Genomic DNA, 25,283 nt, shown 5'->3' on the forward strand with positions numbered 1-25,283 from the left:
ACGTCCAGCAATTCAAGGATACCCATGGGTTTCATCGACCAGAACCGCGTCAACGCATCGGTTGCTCTGCAGCGCGGCCATTATACTTTTCCGCGTGCGGCAAAGCTCCGCGAAGCTTTTGAGAACTGCCTGCACGACTATTACGTCAAAGCCTCGATCGGCGGGCATTTCGAAGCACGTGGCTTGTTGGTGACGGGAGAATCCCGCGTTGGCAAAACCTCCGAAACCGTCCGGCTTGTGGAGGAATTCAACGCCAGCATGACGGAAATGCCCAACGGGAAGGTTGGCAAGATTATCTACTGCAAGCTGGATGGGTCGATCAGCTGGAAGGATCTGGGTCACAAGACTCTTGAGGCACTCGGTTACCCCGCGAACCCCCGGCGCACCCAAGGAGAACTCTGGAACATGGTTCGCCACCAGTGCCGCGAACAGGGCGTCATCGGCCTCTACTACGACGAATGCCAGCACGCCTTCACCTCCGGCAAAACGTCCAACGAGAAGCTCCTCGACCGTTTCAAAGCACTGATGAAGGACTCGGATTGGCAGTTGATGCTCATCTTGTCAGGCGTCCCGGTTCTGGCCAGTCATGTAAACGCCGAAGAGCAAATCGCCCATCTCCTCTCCCACATTCATTTCGATAAGATCAATCTCGGCAGCTTCGCGGATCCTGCAAGAGATCCGGACATGCTCGAACTGAACAAGCTCGTCTACACCTACTCCGAGCGCGCTGTTATCGATGTCGACGACCTTGTTGATGTCGATTTTCTGCAGCGCCTTGATTTTGCCTGCGCCTCCAGGTGGGGCCTTGTCATCGAGCTGCTGATCCGCGCCTTCGGGCTGTGCAGACTTCATGGCCAGAAGACAGGCACGGTCAAAATCTTCTCCGAGGCCTATGCCCAGAACTCCCGCCTGCCTCAGGGCCTCTGCCCCTTCACCGCGCCAGGCTATCGCGACATGATCGACGGCGACAAACTCATGGAGATGGTGCTGGACGAATAGCGGCTGGCCATTACCGGTATGGACGTTTCAGGGCTCGCATCGCGGGCTCTCTTTTTTTCCGCAGCCGTGCATGCTTATGTGTTGTCTGTGCATGCTTATGCCTTGCAGCGCCATGGGGTGATTCTCAAACCGCTGGAATCTATGGTGAATTTACCAAGCGCATCGACCCCGAATCATCTGGGTGTGCAAGCTTATGGTACATTTGCAACCTGCCACCTGCCACCTGTTGTAGATGTGGCATAAGAATGCGCAAAATGGCATTTTTCCATGCACACCATGTCCAGCGGTTCTTGAGAGACCTCTCGAGATTATCCTTGAGCATATGATACATAAGCTTATCCAGATGATGTGAGCCCTCATGAGCGTCGGGTGGGTGAAACGCCGCCCCCGACCTCTCTGCGACGGTTGGCGCGCGGGGCTGCGTTGTGGGGGCTTTGTTGCGCAACTCGGCTGGGGGGCAAACTTCCCCTTACCCGAACAGACTCATCCTGCTGTCTTTGGAATGGGTTTGCCAGGGCCCGTGGGTGTCAAAGACGGAGACGAGCCCGCAGGCATCCCCTTACACGCATGACAGTTGCGACACTGTTTTCAGGCGGGAACGGCCATACCAAAACTCTTCGCAAACCGGGAAAACTGGATGACCTTCATGCAACCCGCGCATTGCGCGGGATTTTTGATGCCATGCCCGGAAGTAAAATTCCTCAGGAAAAAGTTCAATATCAGAAGTCTCTTGCCCATACCTATGGTTTCCTGCGCAAGGCTCTTCTTCTCTCTCTAAGATTGCTCTCTCCAAGTTTCTTGCGTTTGTGGGGAAAAACAGAACCTGGAAGATTGCGGAAGAGCGTGCTTTGCGTGTGCTTCTCCTTGTTCTGACTCCCGAGCCCCGATCAAAGCAACCAGAACAGCCCGGCGGGTCCTTTTGCGCCGTCGTTGCGGTCGGCCACTCTGGCCATGTCCAACCCTTCATGGTAACCATCAGGCCCACATCAGGAACGGTCGCAACGGCGGCCCGATCGGAGACGCCTGACATGCCGCGCAAGGCCGAACCTCTGGACAATTCACTGCCCTCGGAAACCATGCTCGCCACGGCGCGGGGCGTGTTGCAGACCGAAGCCGACGCGCTGGCGCACCTTGCCGCCAATCTGCCACCGGATTTCGCCGCTGCGGTACGTCGTATCCTGACGGCCAAGGGGCGCGTCATCGTCTCGGGCATCGGCAAATCAGGCCATATCGGGCGCAAGATCGCCGCCACCCTGGCCTCGACCGGGACGCCGGCGCAATTCGTTCACCCCGCCGAAGCCAGCCATGGCGACCTTGGCATGGTGACGCCTGCCGACATCTGCCTGCTGATCTCGAATTCCGGCGAAACCACCGAACTGCGTGATCTGGTTTACCATGCGCAACGGTTCTCGATCCCGCTGATCGGGATTTCGTCGCGCGACGGCAGCACGCTGATGCAGGCCGCCGATTACCGGCTGACCCTGCCCAACCTGCCCGAGGCCTGTTCCATCGGCATGGCACCAACGACCTCGACCACGCTGACGCTTGGCCTTGGCGATGCACTGGCCGTGGCGCTGATGGAAGAGCGACACTTCCTGCCCGAAGATTTCCGCATCTATCACCCCGGCGGCAAGCTGGGCGCCCAGATGACCCGCGTCGGGGACCTGATGCACAAGGGCGCGGACCTGCCGGTGCTGGAAACCGACAGCGGCATGAACGACGTTCTGCTGACCATGACCGCGCGGGGCTTCGGCATTGCCGGGCTGACCCGTGACGGGCTGCTTGCCGGGGTCATCACCGACGGGGATCTGCGGCGCAACATGGACGGGCTGATGCAGCGCACCGCGATGGATGTCGCCAACAAGAGCCCGATCACGGTGGGCCCCGACATGCTGGCCCCCGAGGCCCTGGCCGTGCTGAACGACCGCAAGATCAGCGCGCTGCTGGTCGTGGATGATGACAAGCGCCCGCTGGGTGTGCTCCATATCCATGACCTGCTGCGCGCCGGCGTGATGTAGATAGCTTTCCGGAGTATCATGAAAACCGTCATCTTCATTCCTGCCCGCTATGCCTCGACCCGCTATCCGGGCAAGCCCCTGGCCGTGCTGACCCTGCCCGATGGCAGCCGCAAGAGCCTGATCCAGATGAGCTGGGAAGCCGCGCAGTCGATCACTGGCGTCGATGCAGTCTATGTCGCCACCGATGACGACCGCATCGCCGAAGCCGCGCGCGCCTTCGGGGCCGAGGTCGTCATGACCTCGCCCGATTGCGCCAATGGCACCGAACGCTGCGCCGATGCGCTGGCGAACAGCGGGATCGAGGCCGACCTGGTCGTCAACTTCCAGGGCGATGCGCCGCTGACCCCGCCCTGGTTCGTCGAGGACCTGATCGCCGCAATGAAGGCCGACCCGGCCATCCCCATGGCCACGCCGGTGCTGCGTTGCGACGCCGAAACTTATGCCAATTTCCTTGAAGATCGTCGCAACGGCCGGGTCGGCGGCACGACGGCCGTCTTTGGCACACAGGGCAATGCGCTTTATTTCTCGAAGGAAGTCATCCCCTTCGTCGATCCCGAAAAGATGCCCGACCCGGTGCCCGTCTTCCATCACGTAGGCGTCTATGCCTACCGGCCCGATGCGCTGGCGGGGTATGTCGCCCAGGCGGCAACGCCGCTGGAACTGCTGGAAGGGTTGGAACAACTGCGGTTCCTCGAGACCGGCGTGCCCGTGCGCTGCGTCGAGGTCGAAGGCCGCGGCCGGGTCTTCTGGGAACTCAACAACCCCGCGGATGTGCCGCGGATCGAAACCGCCCTGCGCAAACTGGAGGCCGCCGTCAAATGAGCAAGATCGTCACTGTCCGGGATATCGCCATCGGCGGGACCGAGCCCTTCGCACTGATCGCTGGTCCCTGCCAGCTGGAAAGTCTGGATCACGCGCGGATGATGGCGGAAAAGATCGCCGAGGCCTGCGCCCCGACGGGGACGAAGTTCATCTTCAAGTCCAGCTACGACAAGGCGAACCGGTCGTCTATTTCGACGACCCGGGGCCTTGGCATGGACGAAGGCCTGTTGATCCTGTCGAAGATCCGCGACGAATTTGACGTGCCGGTGCTGACGGATGTGCATGATGCCTATCAATGTGCCTCCGTGGGCGAGGCGGTCGATGTGCTGCAGATCCCGGCCTTCCTGTGCCGGCAGACTGATCTGCTGCTCGCGGCGGGTGAAACCGGACGTGCGATCAACGTCAAGAAAGGCCAGTTTCTGGCGCCCTGGGACATGGGTAATGTTGCCTCCAAGATCGCGTCGACCGGAAACGAGAACATCCTGCTTTGCGACCGTGGCACCAGTTTCGGCTACAATACTCTGGTCACCGATTTCAGGGGCCTGCCGACCATGGCGCGCACGGGCTACCCGGTGGTCTTCGACGCCACCCATTCGGTCCAGCAGCCCGGCGGGCAGGGTGCGACATCCGGCGGGCAACGTGAATTCGCGCCGGTCCTCGCCCGTGCGGCGGTCGCGGTGGGTGTTTCGGCGCTGTTCATCGAGACCCATGAAGACCCAGACAACGCGCCCTCCGATGGGCCCAACATGATTCCGATCGAGCAGATGCAGGCACTGATCAGCCAGTTGCGCGCTTATGACGATCTGACCAAAAGCTCGGGTCTGATGGGCTGAACCGCCCAGCAAGGGCGTCCTGCGCCTTCGCCTTTTGCCATGAAAGGGCTGCCGCCGATCAGGCGGCGGTCGACATCACCCGCTGATGATGCGCGATGGCTTCGTCGAGGTCCTCGTAAAGCGTCAGGTCACCGTTTTCCAACACCGCGCCCATGTCGCAAAGCTCCTTCACCTGGATCATCGAATGGCTGACGACGATGGCCCCCGCGTCCTCCATCCGGGTGCGGAAGACGCAGGCGCTCTTTGCGCGAAAGGCGGCATCACCGACAGATGTCACCTCGTCCACCAGGTAGGTGTCAAAGCGTAGCCCCATCGACACACCGAAAGCCAAGCGTGACCGCATGCCCGCCGAATAGGTCGAGACGGGCAGGCGAAAATGATCGCCGAGCGCGGCGAAATCTTCAACAAAATCGACCAGAGCGCGACTGTCGGCGCCATAGATCCGTGCCACGAAGCGGGCGTTCTGCACCCCGCTCAGATGCGGATGAAAGGACCCCGCGAAACCCACCGGCCAGGAAATCGTCCCGGAAGAGACAACGCGCCCCGCCGTCGGCTCCATCGTTCCCGCGATGATCTTCAGCAGCGTTGATTTGCCCGCTCCGTTTCGCCCAAGAAGCGCGACAGCCCGCCCGGATGGAAAGGTCGCATTGATCCCCTTGGCGACCAGCTTGCGCTTGCCACGGCGGCGAAAATCCATCGACAGGTTTTCCAGCCTTATCATCAGTGTCTGTCCTTCAGCGCATAGGTTGTCACGGCCAGGACAAGCCAGGTCAGCGACAGGAAGATCGCGCCGAAGATCAACAATGTCCCGCGCTCGGGGTAACGCGAACTTTGCGCGATGGTCGGCTGGATATAGGGGGCGAGATAGCGGCTTTTGCGTCGTGCTTCGGCCTGCGCCAGGTCGAAAGCCGCCAGAGCGGAGGTATAGCTTTCCTCGGCAAACTTGCGATCCACAACCAACGCTTCGTATTGACCCATGACTTCGGATAACAGGGTGGGATTGCCCTGCCCGTCCATGCCCAGTTTCGAGCGCTCGGCAGCGATGCGGCGGCTGATTGTCTCGATCCGAAGGCTGGCCTGGGCAATCCGCGGGTCATTCGACCGGGTGGTTTTGGCAAGAACATCCGCGTCGATCAGGGCGGTAGCCAGTTGTGCCTGCAGCTCACCCAACAGACCCGCCTGCGCAGCGACATCCGTTTCCGGATCGACAAGCTGATTCCGGTTACGGAATTCGGTCACGTCGCGGCGCGCGGCGCGCAGCCGCTCTCGGGCCATCTCCAGATCCTCGCGCGCGGATCGGATCGTGTCCTCCTGGGCGATGTCACTGAGCGTGTTGATTAATTCCGAGCTCTTTTGCAACAGAAGCGTCGCGACGCTTTGCGCCTCCTGAGGGTCAAAGGCCAGAACGCGCACCTCGATCAACTGGGTCCCTGTGTCATAGCGAATGCGCACCATGCGCTGCCAGTATTCCACCAGATCCTCGATCGTGCCTTCGGCATCATAGGCAAAGACCGGATCACTGTCGGAGGCGCGCCAGTCATGGCCCGGGCGGGACCAGATTCGCCCAAGGTCGAGCTCAGCCGCCATCTGTTGCACAAGGTCCTGACTGTGCAGGTATTCATAAAGAATATCCGTGTCGTTGCTGCCAGAGCCGGAGAAATCGGTAATCCCACCCAAAAGGCTGATGGCCGGGCTCTGATCTTCGGCGCGAACCGAGAACCCCAGGGTCGAGGCGTATTGATCCGCTGCGCGTTCCCAAAGATACCAGCCCGCGATGGCGAGGGGAGCGATCACAGTCACCAGAAAACTGAGCAGCAGTAAAACATGCCGACCGCGCAGACGACCAGGCGGAGCCGGGGCCGCCACCGGGCCCGCGAAGATCCGAGTCTCCGGCGCAGGCGCAACAGCAGGTGGTGGCGCAGAAACGGGCCGGTGACCTGGTGCCGCCGGCCCTCGGGAGGGAGGAGACGCCTGGGGAATTGGCTGCGCCGGCAAGGGTTTTCGAATTTGCTGGGTCACTGTCCACTTGGCAATTTGTTCACTGTTCTCGCCCAAGACTACGGCGGACAGGATCACAAATCGTAAAGACAGAGCCGCGCCTGGAACCGGAAGCAAACCAAAATGGCGGAACCTCTGGCAAGGCGCCGTCGAAAGGCAGACAGAACCATGGCCAGCATCGGTAGACCGGGGGTCCGGGAACGTCGCCGCCACCGCACCGGCATCCGCACCATAGGGGCGCTGATCCTGCGCGAGATGGCGACCAGTTACGGACGTTCGCCAGGCGGATATCTCTGGGCCATCGCCGAACCGGTGGCTGGCATCGCGCTACTGACTGCCGTGTTCTCGGTCGGTTTCCGCGCCCCGGCGCTCGGCGTCAGTTTCCCACTATTCTATGCCTCGGGGATGCTGCCATTTCTGCTATTCACCCATCTTTCGGGACGGATCGCACAAAGCATCGACTTCTCGCGCCCCTTGCTCGCCTATCCGGCAGTCACCTGGCTGGACGCCATCATCGCCCGCTTCCTGCTGAACCTGATCACCCAACTCATGGTCGGGCAGTTGATTTTTGGAGGTATCCTTCTGTTATTCCAAACCCGCGCCATCGTGGATTTGGGCGCGATCTTGCAGGCCTATGCACTGGCGGGTTTCCTGGGGCTTGGCGTAGGGGTGATGAATTGCCTGTTACAGGGGCTGTTCCCGGTCTGGATCCATGCCTGGTCGATCTTCATGCGACCCATGTTCCTGATCTCGACAATCTTCTTCACTTTCGAAAGCGTGCCGCAGCCCTGGCGTGACATGCTTTGGTACAATCCCGCGGTCCATTTCATCGGGATCCTGCGGCGCGGTTTTTACCCCGGCTATGACGCGGCTTTTGCAAGCCCGACTTACGTGATGGGTGTCAGCCTCGGGCTCCTGGCCCTGGGAATGCTGTTCCTGAGCCGGTTGCACCGAAGGATCCTCAACCGGTAAAGGCTTGCGGGCAGTGGCCTTTGGCCAGGCTGCCCGCGTGGATCTTCAAAACCAGCGACCGATCTTGAGCTTGCCGCCGTCAATACTGGTCACCGTGCCGGTAAAGCTTGCCGGGTTGGTCGAAATCGCGGCATTGCCGTTGGTGCAGAACTGCGTGCCATCCGCCCAACGGATGTATTCACCGTGCCCGTTGGAGCCGCTTTCCACCACGGCGCCGGTTACCGCCCCCTCAGTCTGCGACACCGTCCCCACGATCGAGGCCTGGGTGAACATTTCGACCCAAGGCAACCAGCCACCACCCGAATACCCCCGGCACCAGACCCGCTGACCGTCCTCGGCAACATAGACCTGACGGGCCGAAGAATCGCCGCCCCGCATCACCATCAGGCTGGCGCCCGAAGGATCGGCCTCGGGGCAATTGCTGCCCGCGGCAGTGAAGCTGTAAAAGCCCGCCGCCTCGCAGAGATCCGCATCATCTGATGGCGCAGCAAGGCCATCGCCGCTGTCGCCCAACCCGAAGGCCCCGACAGTCAGCACCCGGCCGGGGGTGTCATCGCCCCCATGGGACTGGATCGCCTCGCCGCTCAGGCTGCCGTCGGCCGGATCGATGACCAACGCGGTGGTCCAGCTGCTGCCATCAGGAGAGACCTTCACCGAAATTTCGTCACTGCCGCTCAGCCCCATTTCCGCGCGACCACTCCAGTTGCTCTGGTAGAGCAGGCTTGCCGTTTCACCGGTGGCGGCCTTGTTGATCTTCAACTGATGGCCGTTGCCTGCATGGCTCAGCAGGGTCGCGGGAGCAGAAACACTCAGCCGGTTGATACTATCGGCGCTGGCACTGATCCCAAGCTCCGCCAGGTGCAGCGGCAGGTCAGAGGCATCCTTCCAGGCGCCGTCGCGCCAGATGATCTCGCAGTCTTCACCCAGCAGCCAGGCGCGCCAGCCGGGTTTCGGTGTCTGAAAAACCCAAGACCCGGTGTCATAGGTGGCAATCGCGTTGTCTTGCCCGACCCAGTCCTCAGCTGCCCCGGCGCCGACAACGTGGCGGTCCCCTTCGGCCGGGCTGACCGGCGGGATCGCAAGACTGCGGTCAAGAACCGTCAACTGCACCAAAGTATCGAGCAGTTGCAGCGCTTCGTTATGGGTCACATGCTTTTGCGCCTGCGAGGGCAGGATATAGGGCAGCGACAGGATTGCGGATGTATCCGGCATGAAACCTCTCCAGAATGGGTATATGCCCCGGACGCTAGAGAGGTGCCGTAAACTTCCCCTGACACCACCGTGACGATGGGTTTCAGGCCTGTTCAATCAGGGCGTTCAGGTAACCGCCATAGGCGTTCTTGCCGAACATCCCAGCCCTTTGCAGCAGGGCGATGTCGTCGATCCAACCCTGCTCATGGGCAATCTCATCCGGGCTGCCGATCTGCTGGCCCTGGCGTTCCGACAGGGTGCGGACGAAATTTCCTGCGTCCAGAAGGCTGGAATGGGTCCCGGTATCGAGCCAGGCGTAGCCCCGCCCCATCTGTTCGACCCGCAGATCCCCGTCCTCCAGATAGCTGTCGAGGACCGACACGATTTCCAACTCTCCGCGAGCCGACGGTGTGACGGCCCGGGCGCGGTCGGGGGCGGACCCATCCAGAAAGTACAACCCGGTCACCGCATATGGGGACGGCGCGACATCCGGTTTCTCGACGATCCGCCGCACGGTGCCATCAACCGCGAAATCCACCACGCCATAGCGTTCCGGGTCGGCAACACGATAGCCGAAGACGGTACCGCCCGCATTGCTGGTGTCCGCCGACTGCAGCAGAGCGGGCAGCCCGTGACCAAAGAACAAGTTGTCGCCGAGGACCATTGCGCTCGGCGCGCCATCAAGGAACTCCTCGGCCAGCAGATAGGCCTGTGCCAGACCTTCGGGTTTGGGCTGAACGATATAGGTGAACTTCAACCCCCATTGAGCACCATCCGAGAGCAAGCGCCGGAACTGCGCCTGATCCTCGGGGGTGGTGATGACCGCGATCTCGCGTATTCCCGACAGCATCAGCACCGAAAGTGGATAATAGATCATCGGCTTGTCGAACACCGGCAGCAGTTGCTTCGAGACCGCCATGGTGATCGGGTAAAGCCGGGTGCCCGACCCGCCAGCGAGGATGATACCCTTGCGCATCTTCATGTCGTCACACCTTCCATTTCGGCCAGAACCTTATCGAGCCCTGCCTTCCAATCTGGCGCCCGGAGGCCGAAATCTTCGGCAATCTTGCGGCAATCCAGACGAGAGTTCAGCGGTCGCGCCGCCGGCGTTGGATAGCCCGACGATGCGATCCCCGTAACCGAGACCTGTCGCCCCGTCCTCGCGAAGACCTCGCGTGCGAAACCGGCCCAACTGGTCGGCGGCTGACCGGAAAAATGGTAAAGCCCACCGGGATGCCCCCCCACCATGGCCCGGCCGATGCACATCAGTGCGCGGGCGATATCCGCTGCGGGGGTCGGCCCGCCGATCTGGTCCTCGACCACCTGCAGTTCCGCCCGGGTATCGGACAGGCGCAAGATGGTCCGGACGAAATTCTGACCATGAGCCGAAAACACCCAGGAGGTGCGCAGGATTCCCCAACGACCAGCGGCGGCAATCACCGCCTCTTCGCCCTCCAGCTTGCTGTGGCCATAGGTGTTGATCGGCTTGCAGCGCGCGGTTTCGCGTCGCGCTGCGCGGCCTGAACCATCAAAGACATAGTCGCTCGAGACATGCAGGAAAGGCCGCCCCAGGGCGGCGCAGGCTCGCGCCATTTCCCCCGGCGCTTCGCCGTTGATACGCTGCGCCAGCCTGACCTCGGCTTCGGCCTTGTCGACGGCCGTGAAGGCCGCGGCGTTGATAACCAGATCGGGCTCCGCCTCGGCAATGGCCCGGGCACAGGCACCGGGGACGGACAGGTCGGCAACGGAGCGGTCCAGCGCCAGGACATGCGGCATCTTTGTCAATTCGCGGCCCACCTGGCCATTCTTTCCGAAAACCAGAATTTTCATGCGACCCCCAGACGGACTCCGACCCCATCGCGGACCTGAAGCGCCCGCCACCAGTCTTCGTTTTCAAGATACCAGCGCAAGGTGCGACCGATGCCCTCGGTCAGGGTGACGGACGGCTGCCATCCCAGTTCCTCGCGGATCCGGGTGGCGTCGATCGCATAGCGCAGGTCATGGCCCGGCCGATCTGTGACAAAGCGGATCTGGTCGCCATAGGGCGCGGCTGCCGGTCGCAACCCGTCGAGCGTCGAGCAGATCATCCGCACCAGATCGATGTTGCGGGCCTCGGCATTGCCCCCGATGGCGTATGTCCGCCCCGGCGCGCCCCGCGTCAGTACCGCCAGCAGCGCCTCGGCATGATCTTCGACATAGAGCCAGTCGCGAACGTTCTCACCAGCGCCGTAGATCGGGATCTCTTCCCCCGCGAGGGCCTTCAGGATCACCACCGGAATCAGCTTTTCCGGGAAGTGGAACGGCCCGTAATTATTGGAACAATTCGACAGGACGACCGGCAGGCCATAAGTCGCATGCCAAGCCCGAACCAGGTGGTCCGAAGCCGCCTTGGAGGCCGAATAGGGGCTGTTTGGCGCATAAGGCGTGGCCTCGTTGAAAAATCCGGTTGGGCCGAGAGAGCCAAAGACCTCGTCCGTCGAGACGTGATGAAACCGGAATCCCTCGGGCCGTCCCCGCTGCTGCCAGTAGGCCCGGGCGGCCTCCAGCAGGACCATGGTGCCCGTGACATTGGTGTCGACGAAGGCCCCCGGTGAATCGATTGAGCGGTCCACATGGGTTTCGGCAGCCAGGTGCATGATTGCATCCGGCTGATGGCGGGTCAGGATCCGGGTCATCGCGGCGGCGTCCCGAATATCCGCGTGCTCGAAAGCATAGGCTGGATGTCCCGCGACCTGCGCGACATTGCCAAGGCAGGCGGCATAGGTCAGCGCATCCAGGTTCACCACCTCATGCCCCCGCGCGATGGCCAGCCGGACGACGGCCGAGCCGATGAAACCGACACCGCCGGTGACGAGGATCTTCATGACCCGCCCTCCATATCAAACGGGCTCTCGACCTGCTGCCAGGTCGGTGCGGCGGCGTCCTTGTTCGACAGCACCGGCTCGCCGACGCCCCAATCGATGTCCAGACTGTCCCAATGCACCGCGCCATCCGCTTCTGGCGCATAGTGATCGGTACACTTGTAGACGATTTCGGTCGCATCCTCGCGGGTGACGAAACCATGCAGAAAGCCCGGCGGGATCCACAGTTGGTGACCATTGTCAAAACTCAGATCGACCCCGACCCATTGCCCGAACCGGGGCGAGCCCTTGCGGAAATCAACCGCCACATCGAACAGCCGCCCGCGCCCGCAACGCACCAGCTTGCCCTGCGCATGTGGCGGGGCCTGGTAGTGCAATCCTCGCAAGGTGCCGGCCTGGCTGGAAAGTGAATGATTGTCCTGCACGAAATCGATATCGAGCCCGGCATCGCGCATGGTCCGCCGGTTCCAGCTTTCGCTGAAAAAGCCGCGCTCATCCCCGAACCGCTTCGGAGTGAGAAGCAGCACTTCGGGCAAACGGGTTGCAGTCACATCCATCTGTCAGCCTTCTGGCCTTGCGCCGTCAGCGCGTTTTCATCGCATCCGGTCGAAACCGGGGACCGCCATTTCGCAGGACCAGATCCTAGCCCTCACCGTGAGTATCCGGGAAAGGTTTAATTTTTCCCTTCTTCGGCTCTTTTCGAATCGGGCCGACCGGGGCAATGCGGCGGTCTCGACGCCATCCGACGCCCGATCCTGACGGATTTCGCTTCTGGAATTGCAAATTGGAGACACTTTCCCGCGATTCCGGGGGCCCAAGGGAACCAGGACGAAACCCGCACTGTTTAAAAAGGCGCGCGCCTGAAACAATGGCTCAGCGATTCCTTTCTGCCAGGAGGACTTCCATGACGAACCGCCGCCAATTCCTTGCGACCGCTGCTGCTGCCGCCGCTTTTGCGCCAAGCCTTGCTGCCGCCGCCGAAACGCCGCCGATCTTTCTGCCCCAATCGGTCAGCTTTTCGCCGGAATATCAGCCCGGAGAGATCGTGATTCTGCCGCGATCCTATTTCCTTTACCATGTCACCGCGCCCGGCGTGGCGACACGCTACGGGATCTCTGTCGCGCGGCCGGGCCTCGGATTCACCGGGACGGCTGTCATCAAGCGCAAGGTGGAATGGCCCACCTGGCGTCCGACCCAGGACATGATCGAACGGGATCCGTCCCATTACGGCAGGTTCGAAGGCAACAACGATCGCATGGAAGGCGGGCCGGGCAACCCGCTCGGCGCGCGAGCGATGTACCTCTACCAAGGCGACAAGGACACCTACATCCGCATTCACGGCACGACCGAGCCGCAGTCGATCGGGCACAATGCCTCGTCCGGCTGCTTCCGGATGGTGAATGAACACGTGATGGCACTCTATGAAAACGTGCCCCTCGGCAGCAAGGTCACGGTGCTTCAGTCCGCCTGACCGCTGCCTCCGGGCGCCAAGGCCTGCTCAGGTCCTTGCCTCAGGGCTTTGGCGCAACCGACCCGATCCAGGACATGATCGCCGGCGCCTTCTGTGCGCCGGCCTGGCGTTTGCGCTCTCGCCCGCCCGCGAAGGCGATCATCGTGGGGATGCCCCGGATCCCGTAACTGGCGCTGGCGCGGGGATGGGCCTCTGTATCGATCTTGACGAGCCGGGCGCGCCCCCTGAGCCCCGCCGCCGCCCTTGAAAACTCAGGCGCCATCGTCCGGCAGGGACCGCACCAGGGCGCCCAGAAATCCACCACAAGCGGCAGATCGTCATTGCGCGCGGCCTTCTGCAGGATGGCGAGGTCGATCTCGACCGGTTTGGCAGGCATCAGGGCCGCCCCGCAGGTGCCACATTTGGGCCCTTCTGCCAGTCGGGCGACGGGCACCCTGTTGACCTGGCCACAGTCGAAACAGGTCAGCTTGCTACCGTTCGATGCGGGTTTGGCGCTGCGCTTGTCCGTGTCCATCGGCATTCTCCCTTGCATGGGGTTTCTTACAGGATCCCCTCGGGGCATCACAAGCTGCGCAGCGGCTGGGAACCGGCGGCCTTCACGCGCGTTGTTTCCTGCCTTACCGGACCCTTTATGCTGACCCGCCTGATTTCCGCCATTGCCTTGCTGCTGTGCCTTGGTGCCTGTTCCTCCCTTCCGGGAGCGGACAAGGCAGGCGCCTTCCCCTTATTGGAAAACGGCAAGGCGAAGCCCGGCGTCGCCCGCCTGATCGTGGTCATTCCCGGAGCCTTCGAATCCACGGATATCTTCGCGCCGATCCTCGACTGGGACCTGCCCGACACGGCTGTCGTCGCCTACCGCTTTCCCGGCATGGACGGGCTGCCCGCAGATCACCGGGTGGATATCGACGGCTCGGCCCGGTTGATCGCCGATTACGTCAACGACATCGCCCCACGGGACACCTATCTCGTCGGCTTCTCCACCGGCGGTCCCATTGCCATCGAGACCGCAGAGCGCCTTGACCACCCGGCCCGCGCGCTGGCGCTGATCTCTTCGGCGGCTGGCGCGCCTTCGGCACTGCTTGCTTCTGCGCGCGGCGCAGTGGACATGGCCGAGGCCATGCTGCGCAGCCATTCCACCGATCCCCAGGACACGCTGACCGAGAATTATCGCACCCTGCTTTATGGTCGGGACCACTACGGCGACAGTGCCGCGGCGGCGAAAAGCGAAACCGAGGCGGAAGGCGTGCGCGCCACCATGGTGCGTCCGTCGCTGCGCCTGACCATGGCGCATTCAGCCAGCCTGATGACCTGGGTACCTGACCCCGACACCGACCTTGCCCCGGCGCGGGTCGGCTTTTTCCACGGCGCCGGGGATCCGGTCTTTCCCTTGCCCGCGACACAGCGTTTCGCCGGCCAGATCCACGCGCAGAAGGTCTATACCTATCCAGGCCAGGGTCATTTGCTTTACGAAACCTCGTCACGTGTCTTCGATGACATCCGACGCTTTTTTGGACTTTAGGACGGGCCCAGGCCACAGGCCTTTCCACGCGCACCAGGCAGGCCCAACATGCCTTGGGCGGTTCTGTTAACGATCCTGGTGTTAACACTTGCTTAACGTACGACTTGGGATCATTCTGGTCGGGCATCGCTACAGCTATCGACGCTCCCTTCCGCAGAGGGACGCAATTTCGACACGCCACAAGCCGCGCCGGGCTGCCGCATGATGCGGGCAGTGTTTCGCTTTGGGGAGGCGCCATGAATTCTGGTGTCGTCAAATGGTATAACACCATGAAAGGCTACGGCTTTATTGCAGCCGAAGGTCGCCAGAAGGATATCTTCGTGCATATCTCGGCGCTCGAACGCTCCGGGCTGACCAGCCTTGCCGACAATCAGCGCGTGCGATTCGAAATCAAGGAAGGCCGCGATGGCCGGGAATCCGCGATCAACCTGCAGGTTGAGTGACCCGCAGGTCCGAACCGCCTATTGCTGCGGCGCGGGACTGCGCGCCTCTACCCGATCCAGAAGCTCCAGAACCGATGGGCCAAGCGCGGCGACGATCCGCGTGACGCCTGCGGCATTGGGGTGGATGCCATCCGCCTGGATCAGGTCCCGTGACACCATCGGCCCCGCCTCGTCGTCGCCCGAACTCATGATCGGGGCCAGGTAGCTCGGCACGAAGACCGTGTCGTAGTTTTCTGCCAGATCGGGGTAGATCGCATCGAAGTCGGCTTTGTACTCCGCGCCGTAATTCGTCGCCGCCTGCATGCCCGCCAGCAGCATCGGCAGATCCCGTGCCGCGCCGGCCTGAAGGATAGCGTCCAGATTGCTGCGGGTCAGGGCGGGGTCGGTGCCCCGCAGCAGGTCATTGCCGCCAAGGATGACCATCATCGCATCGACATCCGGCGTCAGGGACCAGTCGATCCGTGCCAGCGCCCCGGACGTCGTGTCGCCCGAGACCCCTGCGTTGATGATCGTGACCTCGCGCCCCTCTGCCGCCAGCCACCCCTGCAATTGCGGTACCAGACCGTCGCCCTGCTGCAGGCCATAGCCCTGGGTCAGGCTGTCGCCGAAGGCCAGCAGCGTGACCGGATCGGCCTGCGCACCTGCCGCCCCGGCCATCCAGACACTTAACATTGTCGCGATCACCTTGCCGCGCCCCCTGCTGTGCCCATATCCAAGGAAGACACGGCAGGAGTTCTTCGCCCTCATGACAACATCAGTGATGACCCTCACCGGGGCGCGCCTTGCCCTTGATGGCAATGCCGGGCGGGTCGATATCCTGCATGGAATCGACCTTACAGTGGAAAAGGGAGAGACTCTGGGGCTCATCGGGCCATCGGGGTCGGGCAAATCGTCTCTCCTCATGCTCATGGGCGGTCTCGAACGCGCCACAGGCGGGCGGGTCGAGGTACTGGGCCGCGACATCACCAACCTGTCGGAAGACGCGCTGGCCCGGTTCCGTAGGGAACATATGGGGGTGGTGTTCCAAAGCTTCCACCTTATTCCCACCATGACGGCGCTTGAAAATGTTGCGACTCCGCTGGAACTGGCCGGGCAGGAGGATGCCTTCGCCCGTGCGCAGGCGGAACTGGAGGCCGTCGGCCTGGCCCACCGGGCCGATCATTACCCCGCTCAGATGTCGGGCGGCGAACAGCAGCGGGTGGCGCTGGCCCGTGCTTCTGCGCCGCGCCCCGCGATCCTGCTGGCGGATGAACCGACGGGCAACCTCGACGGTGCCAATGGCGATCAGATCATGGAGCTGCTGTTTTCCCTGCGCGACCGCCACGGCGCGACGCTGATCATGGTCACCCATGCGCCGGCACTGGCCGCGCGCTGTTCGCGGGTGATCCGTCTGCGCGACGGGCGCCTTGATGCCGCCGATCCCGTTGAGGCCGGCGAAAGGCACGCCGGGTGAGCGCGCCGGACCCGACCCGCCAGTTCCGCCTTGCTCTGCGCCTTGCCGGACGAGAGTTGCGCGGCGGGCTGTCAGGGTTCCGTATCCTGATCGCCTGCCTGGCGCTTGGCGTGGCCGCCATCGCCGGCGTCGGCTCGGTCCGCTCCGCGATCGAGGCCGGGCTGGCCGATGAAGGCGCCGCGATGCTGGGCGGGGATGCCGAGATGTCGCTGACCTACCGCTTTGCCACCGCCGAAGAACGCGACTGGATTGCCGCGCGCAGCAGCGCGATGTCCGAGATTGCGGATTTCCGGTCCATGGCCTCGGTCGGGGATGACCGCACCCTGACGCAGATCAAGGCCGTGGATGACGCCTATCCGCTGGTGGGCACCATCGGCCTGTCACCGGATATCCCGCTGGAGGTGGCGCTTGACGGGCGGGATGGAACGCCCGGTGTGGTGATGGAACCCGTGCTGATCGACCGGCTTGGCCTCAGCCCCGGCGACATGGTCCGGTTGGGCGGGGAAGATTTCGTTCTGATGGCCGCCCTTGAAAGGGAGCCGGATGCCAATGCCTCGGGCTTTTCCCTTGGCCCGCGCAGTATCCTGCGGCGCAGGGCGCTGGAGGGCACCGCCCTGCTGGCGCCCGGCACCCTGTTCGACAGCCGCTACCGCGTGCTGCTGCCCCCTGCAACGGACCTCGAAGCGCTGGAACAGGGCGCAAGGGCCCGCTTTGCCGATAGCGGTCTGCGCTGGCGGGACAGCCGCAATGGCGCGCCCGGCATCGCCGCCTTTGTCGAACGGCTTGGGGCCTTCCTGATCCTTGTCGGGCTGTCTGGCATGGCTGTGGGCGGCGTCGGCGTATCCGCCGCGATCCGCAGCTACCTTGCAGGCAAGGTGCAGGTGATTGCCACGCTGCGGACCCTTGGCGCGGAACGGCGGGTGATCTTCCTGACCTATTTCCTGCAGATCGGGGCGCTTGCCGGGGCGGGCATCGCCATCGGGCTGATCCTGGGCGCGGTGATCCCGCTGCTGCTGGCCCCGCTGATAGCGGCGCGGCTGCCCATCCCCGCCGATTTCGGCATCTACCCCCGCGCGCTTGCCGAAGCCGCGCTATATGGCGGGCTGACGGCGTTGATCTTTACGCTCTGGCCACTTGCGCGGGTCCAGAACATTCGCGCCGCGGCGCTCTTTCGGGATGAAGGGCGCAGTTCCCGGCTGCCCCCCCGCCCCTTCGCACTGGCGATCCTCGGGCTGGTGGCGCTGCTGGTTGCTGTGGCAACATTGCTGTCGGCCTCCGCCCGCCTGACCCTTTGGACGGCGGTGGGGATCGGGGCTGCGCTGTTGCTGCTGGCGCTGGCCGCTGTCGGCATCGGCTGGCTGGCGCGCCGCCTGCGCCCCCTGTCGCGTGGGCGCGCGCCTTTGCATTGGGCGCTGGCGGCGATCTCCGGTCCGCGCAACGAAGCCGCCGCTGTCGTGCTGTCGCTCGGCCTTGGCCTGTCGGTGCTGGCCGCAATCGGACAGATCGACGGCAACATGCGCCGGGCAATCCAACAGGATCTGCCGGATCGCGCGCCCTCCTATTTCGTGGTCGACATCCAGCCCGACCAGATCGGCCCACTGCTGGACCGGGCAGAGCCCGACCCGGGCGTGTCCCGCGTCGAGCGGGCGCCGATGCTGCGCGGAGTAATCACCGCGATCAATGGCCTGCCCGCCCGCGAGGTCGGCGGCGACCACTGGGTGCTGCGCGGGGATCGCGGGGTTTCCTATGCCGACGCGCTGCCCGATGACACGGTCCTTACGGCCGGTAGCTGGTGGGGCGCGGGATATGACGGCCCGCCCCAGATCAGCTTTGCCGCCGAGGAAGCTGCCGAGATCGGGTTGGAGCTGGGCGACCACCTGACGGTCAACGTGCTGGGCCGCGATATCGAGGCCGAGGTCACCTCTTTCCGCGAGGTCGATTTTTCCACCGCGGGCATGGGGTTCATCCTGCTGATGAACCAATCCGCGCTGGAGGGTGCGCCACATAGCTGGCTCGCCACGATATATGCGACCCCCGACGCCGAGGCCCCCCTGATGCGCGATCTTGGCCGCGCCTTTCCGAATGTGACCGCCATCCGGGTGCGCGATGCCATCGACCGGGTGACCGAACTGCTGGAAGGGATCGCCGCCGCGACATCCTACGGGGCGTTGGCAACGCTGCTGACCGGGTTCCTGGTGCTGATCGGTGCGGCTCTGTCGGGCGAACGGGACCGTGTCTACGAAGCCGCCGTGCTGAAGACCCTTGGGGCGACACGCGGGCAGATCCTGCGCAGCCTGGCCCTGCGCTCCGGTCTGCTGGGGGCCGGAGCGGGGATGATTGCCCTGGCCGCCGGGATCACCGGCGGTTGGGCTGTCTGCCATTTCGTCTTTGAGACCGGGTATACGGTGATCTGGTCGAACGCTCTGGCCATCGTGCTGGGGGGCCTGCTGGCCAACCTGCTGGCCGGGCTGGCCTTTGCCTGGCGACCCCTGGCCGCGCGTCCCGCGCAGGTGTTGCGCGGACGGGAATGATAGCTGGGGGCTCTGCCCCCGCCGCGCGTTGCGCGTCTCCCCCGGAGTATTGTCCGGCCAGATGATGAAGAGCCGGGGCAATTGGCACCACGGTTCAGCGCGCGGCTGTTGGAAGGCGGCAAGGGGCGCGACCGCAAGGGCCGCGCCACCAGATACCATGATTATTCCGCAGCCTCGGCGTAGTCGCTCATCGGCGGGCAGGTGCAGGTCAGGTTGCGGTCGCCCCAGACGTTGTCGACCCGGTTCACCGGCGGCCAGTACTTGTCCACCCGGAAGGCACCGGGGGGGAAGCAGCCCTGTTCGCGGGGGTAGTCCCGGTTCCAGTCTGCAGCCACCAGGTCCTCGACCGTATGGGGCGCGAAGTGCAAGGGCGAGGCATCGGCGGTAGTGCTGCCGTCCTCGACCGAAGCGATCTCGGCGCGGATTGCCAGCATGGCGTCGCAGAAGCGGTCCAACTCGGCGCGCGTTTCGCTTTCCGTTGGTTCGACCATCAGCGTCCCGGCGATGGGGAAGGACATGGTGGGCGCGTGGAACCCGCAGTCGATCAAGCGCTTGGCAATGTCATCCACGGTGACGCCCAGGTCCGCGAAAGGCCGGGTGTCGAGGATGCATTCATGCGCCACGCGGCCCTGCGGTCCCTTGTAGAGCACCTCATAGGCGCCCTTCAGGCGTGCTGCGATGTAGTTTGCGTTCAGGATCGCCACCCGCGTCGCCTGGGTCAGGCCTTCGCCGCCCATGAGCAGGCAGTAGGCCCAGGAGATCGGCAGGATCGAGGGCGAGCCATAGGGGGCTGCTGCCACCGCGCCGGACCCACCCGTCGCCACATGGCCTGGAAGATGTTCGGCCAGGTGCGCCCCGACACCGATCGGGCCCATGCCGGGGCCGCCGCCGCCATGGGGGATGCAGAAGGTCTTGTGCAGGTTCAGGTGGCTGACGTCGCCGCCGATGTCGCCGGGACGCGCCAGGCCGACCATGGCATTCATGTTCGCGCCGTCGATATAGACCTGTCCACCGTGATCATGGGTGATCTTGCAGACCTCGCGCACGGTTTCTTCGAAGACGCCGTGGGTAGAGGGGTAGGTGATCATGCAAGCGGCCAGATCGTCCGCGTACTTCTGGGCCTTTTCAAGGAAATCACCCAGGTCGATGTCGCCGTTGTCGCGCGCCTTGACAGGCACGACCTTCCAGCCCGCCATCTGCGCCGAGGCCGGGTTGGTGCCATGGGCCGAGGTCGGGATCAGGCAGATATTGCGATGCCCTTCGCCGCGCGCCTTGTGGTAGTTGCGGATCGTCAGCAAGCCGGCGAATTCGCCCTGCGCGCCCGAATTGGGCTGCATCGAGAAGGCGTCGTACCCAGTGATGTCGCAGAGCTTGGCCGACAGGTCCGTCAGCAGTTGCCCATAGCCCGCCGCCTGATCTGCCGGGCAGAAGGGGTGCAGCGCCGAGAATTCCGGCCAGGAAATCGGCTCCATCTCGACCGCCGCGTTCAGCTTCATCGTGCAGGAGCCGAGCGGGATCATCGCACGATCCAGTGCCAGATCCCGGTCCGCGAGCCGGCGCATGTAGCGCATCATCTCGGTTTCGGCCCTGTTCATGTGGAAGATCTCATGCGTCAGATAGGACGTCTGACGGGCAAGATCGTCGGGGATCAGGTAGTCATAGGGGCCTTCGCTGGCCGCACCAGGCAGCGACAGCCCGAAGGCCCGCCAGACCGCCTCGATTGTCTGGGGTCGGGTGCATTCGTCCAGCGTGATGCCCACCTTGGTCGTGCCGACGCGGCGCAGGTTCAGCCCTTCGTCGAGGGCGGATTTCATCACCGCCGATTGCAGCGCGCCGACCTCGACGTGGATGGTGTCGAAATAGGCCTTCGGCCCGACCTCGAATCCGGCGTCCTGCAGTCCCTTGGCCAGACGTACCGTCTTGCGGTGGATGCGCTGAGAGATCCCTTTCAGCCCATCGGGGCCGTGGAAGACCGCATACATCGAGGCCATGACCGCCAGCAGGGCCTGCGCTGTGCAGACATTGCTGGTCGCCTTTTCGCGGCGGATATGCTGTTCGCGGGTCTGCAACGCCAGGCGATAGGCCCGGTTGCCGCGCGCGTCGATCGAGACGCCGACGATCCGCCCCGGCATCGAGCGCTTATAGGCATCGCGGCAGGCCATGTAGGCCGCATGAGGCCCCCCGTAGCCAAGCGGCACGCCGAACCGCTGGGTCGAGCCCACGGCGATATCCGCCCCCATCGCGCCCGGCTCCTTCAGGATGCACAGTGCCATCGGGTCGGCGATCACCACGCCGAGGGCCTTGGCGGCGTGCAACGCCTCCATCTGGGCGGTGAAATCGGTCAGCCCGCCATGGGTGCCGGGGTACTGGAAGACCGCGCCAAAGACCGTATCAGCCTGCAGATCCCCCGGCGCGCCAAGAATGATCTCGATACCCAACGGTTCGGCCCGCGTGCGGATCACGTCGATGTTCTGCGGGTGGCAGTTTTCATCGACGAAGAACGCCTTTGCCTTGGATTTGGCGACGCGCTGCGCCATGGTCATCGCCTCGGCGGCAGCCGTGGATTCATCCAGCAGCGAGGCATTGGCGATGTCGAGACCGGTCAGGTCGCAGATCATCGTCTGGTAGTTCAGCAGTGCCTCTAGCCGCCCCTGCGAAATCTCGGGTTGATAAGGCGTGTAGGCCGTATACCAGGCGGGGTTTTCCAGGATGTTGCGCTTGATCGCCGGGGGGGTGATCGTGTCGTGATAACCCTGCCCGATCAGCGAGGTCAGCACCGTGTTCTTGCCCGCCACCCCGCGCATGAACTTCAGCAGATCGGCCTCGGACAGCGCCGGGCCGAAATCCAGCGCCGCGTCCTGACGGATCTGGCGCGGCACGGTCTGACCGATCAGCGTTTCAAGATCCTCGACGCCGATGACACCCAGCATCTCTTCCATCTCGCTTGGCGAGGGGCCGATGTGGCGGCGGTTGGCGAAATCGTAGGGGCGGTAGTCTGTCGGGGTGAAAACCATGTCGGCCTTTCGCAAGAAGCGGTTCGCGGAAACTGGCGAATTTCGGGGGTGGCGGGCGGTCTGTTGCGCCCGCGCTTCCCAAGTCGGACCCGGCAGGGCGGCGCGTCACACTGGCCGCGTCCCCTGCCGGTGTCGTCGATCAGGCGATGAACTTGTTGTAAGCAGCTTCGTCCATCAGGTCGTCCATCTGGCCGGGCTCGGCCGGCTTGATCTTGAAGAACCAGGCCTCGCCCATCGGATCGTCATTGACCTTGGAGGGCTCGTTCACCAGCATTTCGTTCACTTCGACGATCTCACCGTCGATCGGAGCTAGGATATCGCTGGCCGCCTTGACGCTTTCGATCACCACGACTTCATCGTCCTTGGACACCTCGGTGCCCACGTCGGGCAGTTCCACAAAGACGATGTCGCCAAGCTGTTCGGCGGCGTGTTCGGTGATCCCGACCACGACGATATCGTCTTCTTCACGGAGCCATTCATGTTCTTCGGTAAATTTCATCTTAGCGATTCCCTGTCTGTCGCGTCGTCTGTCAGCGTTTGAAGTTGGCAGGAATGAAGGGCAGGCTGTCAACGCGCAGCGGTGCGCGCTTGCCACGCAGCTCTGCCTCCAGCAGCGTGCCCGGCGTGGCCTGGGCGACAGGCACATAGCCCATGGCGACCGGTGCCTGCAGGCTGGGCCCGAAGGCACCCGAGGTCACTTGGCCGATCTGTGCATCCCCTTCGAAGATCTGCACGCCTTCGCGCATCGGGGCGCGGCCCTCGGGGCGCAGGCCGACACGCAATCGGGCCGGACCACTGGCGATTTCCTCGAGGATCCGCTCGGCGCCCGGAAAGCCGCCCGCGCGGGCGCCCCCGGTGCGGCGGGCCTTCTGGATCGACCAGTTCAGCGCCGCTTCGGACGGCGTCGTGTCGGTGGTGATGTCATGGCTGTAAAGGCACAGCCCCGCCTCCAGCCGCAGGCTGTCGCGGGCGCCAAGACCGATGGGCGAAACGCCCTCCTGGGCAAGCAAGGCGCGGGCCAGTGCCTCGGCGCGGTCAGCCTCGACCGAAATCTCGTATCCGTCTTCGCCGGTATAGCCAGAGCGTGAAACCCAGACCTCGGCCCCGTCGATGGCGATCACAGCGACGTCCATGAAGCGCATCCCGGCCACCTGGGGGGCCAGTGCGGCCAGCGCGGCCTCGGCGCCGGGGCCCTGAAGGGCCAGCAGACAGCGGTCTGTCACTTCTTCTACGCGGATGCCGGGCAGGCTGTCCTGCATATGGGCAATGTCGGCGGCCTTGCAGGCGGCGTTGACCACCACGAACAGGTGATCGCCACGATTGGCGAACATCAGGTCATCCAGAATGCCCCCATCCGGCGCGGTCAGCAGACCGTAGCGCTGGCGACCCGGCGCAAGGCCCAGGACGGCGGCGGGGATCAGGCTTTCCAGCGCCAGGGCCAGGGTATCGGGATCGGCGCCGCTGATCAGCACCTGCCCCATGTGGCTGACGTCGAACAGACCGGCGGCTGCGCGCGTATGCAGGTGTTCCTTCATCACGCCCATCGGGTATTGCACCGGCATTTCATAGCCCGCAAAGGGCACCATCTTGCCGCCCAGCTCTTCGTGCAGGGCTTTCAGCGGCAATGGCAGCAGGGCATCGGTCGTTTCGCTCATCCGTCTCTCCTGGCCTGTGCCCTGACGGAAGCGTCCGGGCATCGTGAACGCGGCCGCAATGGCCCACGTGGCGATGCCCCCTCTGTTCTTTGGCCTGAGATCGCTATCCCTTCGGCGGACCCATGCCGGGCCTCTCTCCAGAGTTTTCGTGCCGACCGGTCCTGAAGCCTGAGAGTTTCCGGGGCGGTTGCTCCTTCGGCACCGGCGCTTGGCCGGTTCTCCCGTGTCGGTGGAATCTGGATAGCCAAGCCCCCGGCGTGGCGCAAGCCCCTTGCGGCCCGTGGTCCAGCTTTATCGCCCGGCGCAGGCGAAAGGGGTCATCAGATCGGCAAGGGCAGCGTTCTCGCAGACCAGATCCGCCAGCGTCACCTTGTCGAGCGAGGCATAGAAGGCTTCGGTCGCTACGGCGATTGCGTTGCGCAACCGACAGGCCTTGACCAGCGGGCAGGTATTGTCGGCATCGGCAAAGCATTCGGCGATCGGAACCGGGGATTCCACGGCGCGAAAGACCTCACCGACCTGGATTTCCTCCATCGGCCGACCAAGGCTCATGCCGCCATGGCGGCCCCGGTGGGTCGTCAGAAAGCCAAGCTGCGCCAATCGGTTGATCACCTGCGCCAGATGGTTTTCCGAGGTGTTGCAGCGTTCCGCGATCTCGCTCTTGGTGACTAGGCGATCCTTGTTCACCGCGCAGTACATCAGCACCCGCATCGAGATATTGGTCCGTTTGGTCAGCCTCATCCGTCACCCTTTCTGGCCTCCTGGCCTGCCGGACCCCAGACACGTGGCAGGGGCCCGGCCAACCGCGCCCCGCCATCCCACGACCCCGATGCTTCGGGTCCTGCCGTGTTGCAGGGCTGGCCTCCTCCGGTCATAGTCTGACCGGGCAGGTCCCAAGATGTATTTGACCTGCATCAACTGGAGCGTGAATTTGCACCCTCAAGACCCTTTTTTCTTTGGCTATGGCAGCCTCGTGAACCGCAGAACCCATGTCTATGGACAGGCAAGGCCCGCCAGGGCCCAAGGGTGGCGGCGGATTTGGCGGCATACGGCCCTGCGTCCTGTCGCGATCCTGACGGCCATTCCTGCCCCCGAGACCGAGATCGAAGGCCTGGTGGCAGCAGTCCCCGGCGCCGACTGGGCCGCGCTGGATGCGCGCGAATGCGATTACGACCGGGTGCTGACCTTCGACATCGCCCATGGGCTGACCCCGCCGCCCGAGGTCGCGATCTATACCATCCCGGAAACCAAGCATCCCCGCGCCGCAGAGCCCACCGTCATCCTGCTGAGCTATCTCGACGTGGTGGTGCAGGGCTATCTGGATGAGTTCGGCGAAGCCGGGGTAGACCGGTTCTTTGCCACCACCGATGGCTGGGACGCCCCGATCCTGAACGACCGCGCCGCGCCGACCTATCCACGGGCGCAATTGCTGGCCCCGACGGAAACCGGGCTGGTGGATCACTACCTGAAGGCTCTGGGCAGCGAGGTCAGGCAGGGCTGAAG

The 25,283-nt window shown here is 63.8% G+C and carries 25 protein-coding genes and 2 riboswitches; of the genes, 12 read left to right on the forward strand and 13 right to left on the reverse strand.

Annotated features, from left to right (window positions below):
* Positions 1-24 precede the first annotated feature (24 nt).
* The 5 genes from PSAL_RS10960 to kdsA all read left to right on the forward strand — a co-directional run bounded on the left by PSAL_RS10960 (position 25) and on the right by kdsA (position 4,672).
* Positions 25-999, forward strand: a complete 975-nt coding sequence (locus PSAL_RS10960) for an ATP-binding protein (RefSeq protein WP_119837698.1) — start codon at positions 25-27, stop codon at positions 997-999.
* 567 nt (positions 1,000-1,566) lie between these two features.
* On the forward strand, positions 1,567-1,872 hold the full coding sequence (locus tag PSAL_RS10965; RefSeq protein ID WP_147407585.1) for a hypothetical protein: 306 nt from the start codon (positions 1,567-1,569) through the stop codon (positions 1,870-1,872).
* A 155-nt stretch (positions 1,873-2,027) separates the two neighbouring features.
* A complete protein-coding gene (locus tag PSAL_RS10970) occupies positions 2,028-3,017 on the forward strand; it encodes a KpsF/GutQ family sugar-phosphate isomerase (RefSeq protein WP_119837697.1) in 990 nt (329 codons plus the stop codon).
* Between the two features lie 18 nt (positions 3,018-3,035).
* Positions 3,036-3,839, forward strand: coding sequence for a 3-deoxy-manno-octulosonate cytidylyltransferase (locus PSAL_RS10975; RefSeq protein WP_119837696.1), 804 nt, complete (start codon positions 3,036-3,038; stop codon positions 3,837-3,839).
* Positions 3,836-4,672: a 3-deoxy-8-phosphooctulonate synthase gene (kdsA, locus tag PSAL_RS10980; RefSeq protein ID WP_119837695.1), complete on the forward strand. Its 837-nt coding sequence runs from the start codon at positions 3,836-3,838 to the stop codon at positions 4,670-4,672. The genes PSAL_RS10975 and kdsA overlap by 4 nt, the downstream gene beginning before the upstream one ends.
* 58 nt (positions 4,673-4,730) lie before the next feature.
* On the opposite strand, the gene PSAL_RS10985 is transcribed toward kdsA, so the two are convergent.
* Entirely contained in the window at positions 4,731-5,393 is a 663-nt protein-coding gene (locus PSAL_RS10985) for an ABC transporter ATP-binding protein (protein WP_119837694.1), read from the reverse strand.
* Positions 5,393-6,472: a capsule biosynthesis protein gene (locus tag PSAL_RS10990; RefSeq protein WP_147407584.1), complete on the reverse strand. Its 1,080-nt coding sequence runs from the start codon at positions 6,470-6,472 to the stop codon at positions 5,393-5,395. Before PSAL_RS10990 ends, PSAL_RS10985 begins: the two co-directional genes overlap by 1 nt.
* 366 nt (positions 6,473-6,838) lie before the next feature.
* Here PSAL_RS10990 and PSAL_RS10995 point away from each other — a divergent pair, with 366 nt between their 5' ends.
* Positions 6,839-7,642 (forward strand): ABC transporter permease, encoded by an 804-nt coding sequence (locus PSAL_RS10995; RefSeq protein ID WP_119837692.1) that lies wholly within the window; start codon positions 6,839-6,841, stop codon positions 7,640-7,642.
* A gap of 45 nt (positions 7,643-7,687) precedes the next feature.
* On the opposite strand, the gene PSAL_RS11000 is transcribed toward PSAL_RS10995, so the two are convergent.
* The 5 genes from PSAL_RS11000 to rfbC form a co-directional block, all read right to left on the reverse strand.
* On the reverse strand, positions 7,688-8,854 hold the full coding sequence (locus PSAL_RS11000) for a DUF2793 domain-containing protein (protein ID WP_119837691.1): 1,167 nt from the start codon (positions 8,852-8,854) through the stop codon (positions 7,688-7,690).
* A gap of 82 nt (positions 8,855-8,936) precedes the next feature.
* Complete coding sequence (rfbA, locus tag PSAL_RS11005) at positions 8,937-9,815, reverse strand: glucose-1-phosphate thymidylyltransferase RfbA (protein ID WP_119837690.1); 879 nt, start codon at positions 9,813-9,815, stop codon at positions 8,937-8,939.
* The gene (rfbD, locus tag PSAL_RS11010) at positions 9,812-10,663 is read right to left on the reverse strand and encodes a dTDP-4-dehydrorhamnose reductase (protein ID WP_119837689.1); all 852 of its coding nucleotides are present in this window, start codon (positions 10,661-10,663) and stop codon (positions 9,812-9,814) included. Before rfbD ends, rfbA begins: the two co-directional genes overlap by 4 nt.
* Positions 10,660-11,697 (reverse strand): dTDP-glucose 4,6-dehydratase, encoded by a 1,038-nt coding sequence (gene rfbB, locus PSAL_RS11015; RefSeq protein WP_119837688.1) that lies wholly within the window; start codon positions 11,695-11,697, stop codon positions 10,660-10,662. The genes rfbD and rfbB overlap by 4 nt, the downstream gene beginning before the upstream one ends.
* On the reverse strand, positions 11,694-12,251 hold the full coding sequence (rfbC, locus tag PSAL_RS11020; protein ID WP_119837687.1) for a dTDP-4-dehydrorhamnose 3,5-epimerase: 558 nt from the start codon (positions 12,249-12,251) through the stop codon (positions 11,694-11,696). Before rfbC ends, rfbB begins: the two co-directional genes overlap by 4 nt.
* A 347-nt stretch (positions 12,252-12,598) precedes the next feature.
* Between rfbC and PSAL_RS11025 the strand changes: the two genes are divergently transcribed.
* Positions 12,599-13,165, forward strand: a complete 567-nt coding sequence (locus PSAL_RS11025) for a L,D-transpeptidase (RefSeq protein WP_119837686.1) — start codon at positions 12,599-12,601, stop codon at positions 13,163-13,165.
* A 40-nt stretch (positions 13,166-13,205) separates the two neighbouring features.
* On the opposite strand, the gene PSAL_RS11030 is transcribed toward PSAL_RS11025, so the two are convergent.
* On the reverse strand, positions 13,206-13,679 hold the full coding sequence (locus PSAL_RS11030) for a thioredoxin domain-containing protein (RefSeq protein WP_119837685.1): 474 nt from the start codon (positions 13,677-13,679) through the stop codon (positions 13,206-13,208).
* A gap of 117 nt (positions 13,680-13,796) precedes the next feature.
* On the opposite strand from PSAL_RS11030, the gene PSAL_RS11035 reads away from it, so the two are divergent.
* Positions 13,797-14,684: an alpha/beta fold hydrolase gene (locus tag PSAL_RS11035; RefSeq protein ID WP_119837684.1), complete on the forward strand. Its 888-nt coding sequence runs from the start codon at positions 13,797-13,799 to the stop codon at positions 14,682-14,684.
* A 236-nt stretch (positions 14,685-14,920) separates the two neighbouring features.
* Positions 14,921-15,127 (forward strand): cold-shock protein, encoded by a 207-nt coding sequence (locus PSAL_RS11040; protein WP_119837683.1) that lies wholly within the window; start codon positions 14,921-14,923, stop codon positions 15,125-15,127.
* 18 nt (positions 15,128-15,145) lie between these two features.
* On the opposite strand, the gene PSAL_RS11045 is transcribed toward PSAL_RS11040, so the two are convergent.
* The gene (locus PSAL_RS11045; protein ID WP_231388493.1) at positions 15,146-15,799 is read right to left on the reverse strand and encodes an arylesterase; all 654 of its coding nucleotides are present in this window, start codon (positions 15,797-15,799) and stop codon (positions 15,146-15,148) included.
* Positions 15,800-15,872: 73 nt separating this feature from the next.
* Here PSAL_RS11045 and PSAL_RS11050 point away from each other — a divergent pair, with 73 nt between their 5' ends.
* Together PSAL_RS11050 and PSAL_RS11055 are read left to right on the forward strand one after the other, a co-directional pair.
* A complete protein-coding gene (locus PSAL_RS11050) occupies positions 15,873-16,580 on the forward strand; it encodes an ABC transporter ATP-binding protein (protein ID WP_119837681.1) in 708 nt (235 codons plus the stop codon).
* Positions 16,577-19,111: an ABC transporter permease gene (locus PSAL_RS11055; protein WP_119837680.1), complete on the forward strand. Its 2,535-nt coding sequence runs from the start codon at positions 16,577-16,579 to the stop codon at positions 19,109-19,111. The genes PSAL_RS11050 and PSAL_RS11055 overlap by 4 nt, the downstream gene beginning before the upstream one ends.
* A 161-nt stretch (positions 19,112-19,272) precedes the next feature.
* Here PSAL_RS11055 and gcvP read toward each other — a convergent pair whose 3' ends face one another.
* The 4 genes from gcvP to PSAL_RS11075 all read right to left on the reverse strand — a co-directional run bounded on the left by gcvP (position 19,273) and on the right by PSAL_RS11075 (position 24,521).
* Positions 19,273-22,125, reverse strand: a complete 2,853-nt coding sequence (gene gcvP / locus PSAL_RS11060; RefSeq protein ID WP_119837679.1) for an aminomethyl-transferring glycine dehydrogenase — start codon at positions 22,123-22,125, stop codon at positions 19,273-19,275.
* A 139-nt stretch (positions 22,126-22,264) separates the two neighbouring features.
* Positions 22,265-22,624, reverse strand: coding sequence for a glycine cleavage system protein GcvH (gcvH, locus tag PSAL_RS11065; protein WP_119837678.1), 360 nt, complete (start codon positions 22,622-22,624; stop codon positions 22,265-22,267).
* A 31-nt stretch (positions 22,625-22,655) separates the two neighbouring features.
* Entirely contained in the window at positions 22,656-23,780 is a 1,125-nt protein-coding gene (gcvT, locus tag PSAL_RS11070; protein ID WP_119837677.1) for a glycine cleavage system aminomethyltransferase GcvT, read from the reverse strand.
* Between the two features lie 80 nt (positions 23,781-23,860).
* A riboswitch (glycine riboswitch) is annotated at positions 23,861-23,923 on the reverse strand.
* Positions 23,924-23,926: 3 nt separating this feature from the next.
* A riboswitch (glycine riboswitch) is annotated at positions 23,927-24,015 on the reverse strand.
* A 56-nt stretch (positions 24,016-24,071) separates the two neighbouring features.
* Positions 24,072-24,521, reverse strand: coding sequence for an RrF2 family transcriptional regulator (locus PSAL_RS11075; RefSeq protein ID WP_119837676.1), 450 nt, complete (start codon positions 24,519-24,521; stop codon positions 24,072-24,074).
* Between the two features lie 157 nt (positions 24,522-24,678).
* Between PSAL_RS11075 and PSAL_RS11080 the strand changes: the two genes are divergently transcribed.
* Complete coding sequence (locus tag PSAL_RS11080; protein WP_119837675.1) at positions 24,679-25,281, forward strand: gamma-glutamylcyclotransferase family protein; 603 nt, start codon at positions 24,679-24,681, stop codon at positions 25,279-25,281.
* Positions 25,282-25,283: the final 2 nt, after the last annotated feature.

Source organism: Pseudooceanicola algae (assembly GCF_003590145.2).
GTDB lineage: Bacteria > Pseudomonadota > Alphaproteobacteria > Rhodobacterales > Rhodobacteraceae > Pseudooceanicola > Pseudooceanicola algae.

Coding starts and splice junctions, on each gene's coding strand:
- PSAL_RS10975 (WP_119837696.1), top strand. CDS start 3,036: ATGAAAACCGTCATCTTCATTCCTGCCCGCTATGCCTCGACCCGCTAT.
- gcvH (WP_119837678.1), bottom strand. CDS start 22,624: ATGAAATTTACCGAAGAACATGAATGGCTCCGTGAAGAAGACGATATC.
- rfbB (WP_119837688.1), bottom strand. CDS start 11,697: ATGAAGATCCTCGTCACCGGCGGTGTCGGTTTCATCGGCTCGGCCGTC.
- PSAL_RS10965 (WP_147407585.1), top strand. CDS start 1,567: ATGACAGTTGCGACACTGTTTTCAGGCGGGAACGGCCATACCAAAACT.
- PSAL_RS11075 (WP_119837676.1), bottom strand. CDS start 24,521: ATGAGGCTGACCAAACGGACCAATATCTCGATGCGGGTGCTGATGTAC.
- gcvT (WP_119837677.1), bottom strand. CDS start 23,780: ATGAGCGAAACGACCGATGCCCTGCTGCCATTGCCGCTGAAAGCCCTG.
- gcvP (WP_119837679.1), bottom strand. CDS start 22,125: ATGGTTTTCACCCCGACAGACTACCGCCCCTACGATTTCGCCAACCGC.
- rfbD (WP_119837689.1), bottom strand. CDS start 10,663: ATGAAAATTCTGGTTTTCGGAAAGAATGGCCAGGTGGGCCGCGAATTG.
- rfbC (WP_119837687.1), bottom strand. CDS start 12,251: ATGGATGTGACTGCAACCCGTTTGCCCGAAGTGCTGCTTCTCACTCCG.
- PSAL_RS11035 (WP_119837684.1), top strand. CDS start 13,797: ATGCTGACCCGCCTGATTTCCGCCATTGCCTTGCTGCTGTGCCTTGGT.
- PSAL_RS11040 (WP_119837683.1), top strand. CDS start 14,921: ATGAATTCTGGTGTCGTCAAATGGTATAACACCATGAAAGGCTACGGC.
- PSAL_RS11030 (WP_119837685.1), bottom strand. CDS start 13,679: ATGGACACGGACAAGCGCAGCGCCAAACCCGCATCGAACGGTAGCAAG.
- PSAL_RS11045 (WP_231388493.1), bottom strand. CDS start 15,799: ATGTTAAGTGTCTGGATGGCCGGGGCGGCAGGTGCGCAGGCCGATCCG.
- PSAL_RS11025 (WP_119837686.1), top strand. CDS start 12,599: ATGACGAACCGCCGCCAATTCCTTGCGACCGCTGCTGCTGCCGCCGCT.
- PSAL_RS11080 (WP_119837675.1), top strand. CDS start 24,679: ATGTATTTGACCTGCATCAACTGGAGCGTGAATTTGCACCCTCAAGAC.
- PSAL_RS10985 (WP_119837694.1), bottom strand. CDS start 5,393: ATGATAAGGCTGGAAAACCTGTCGATGGATTTTCGCCGCCGTGGCAAG.
- PSAL_RS11050 (WP_119837681.1), top strand. CDS start 15,873: ATGACAACATCAGTGATGACCCTCACCGGGGCGCGCCTTGCCCTTGAT.
- kdsA (WP_119837695.1), top strand. CDS start 3,836: ATGAGCAAGATCGTCACTGTCCGGGATATCGCCATCGGCGGGACCGAG.
- PSAL_RS10960 (WP_119837698.1), top strand. CDS start 25: ATGGGTTTCATCGACCAGAACCGCGTCAACGCATCGGTTGCTCTGCAG.
- rfbA (WP_119837690.1), bottom strand. CDS start 9,815: ATGAAGATGCGCAAGGGTATCATCCTCGCTGGCGGGTCGGGCACCCGG.
- PSAL_RS10970 (WP_119837697.1), top strand. CDS start 2,028: ATGCCGCGCAAGGCCGAACCTCTGGACAATTCACTGCCCTCGGAAACC.
- PSAL_RS11000 (WP_119837691.1), bottom strand. CDS start 8,854: ATGCCGGATACATCCGCAATCCTGTCGCTGCCCTATATCCTGCCCTCG.
- PSAL_RS10995 (WP_119837692.1), top strand. CDS start 6,839: ATGGCCAGCATCGGTAGACCGGGGGTCCGGGAACGTCGCCGCCACCGC.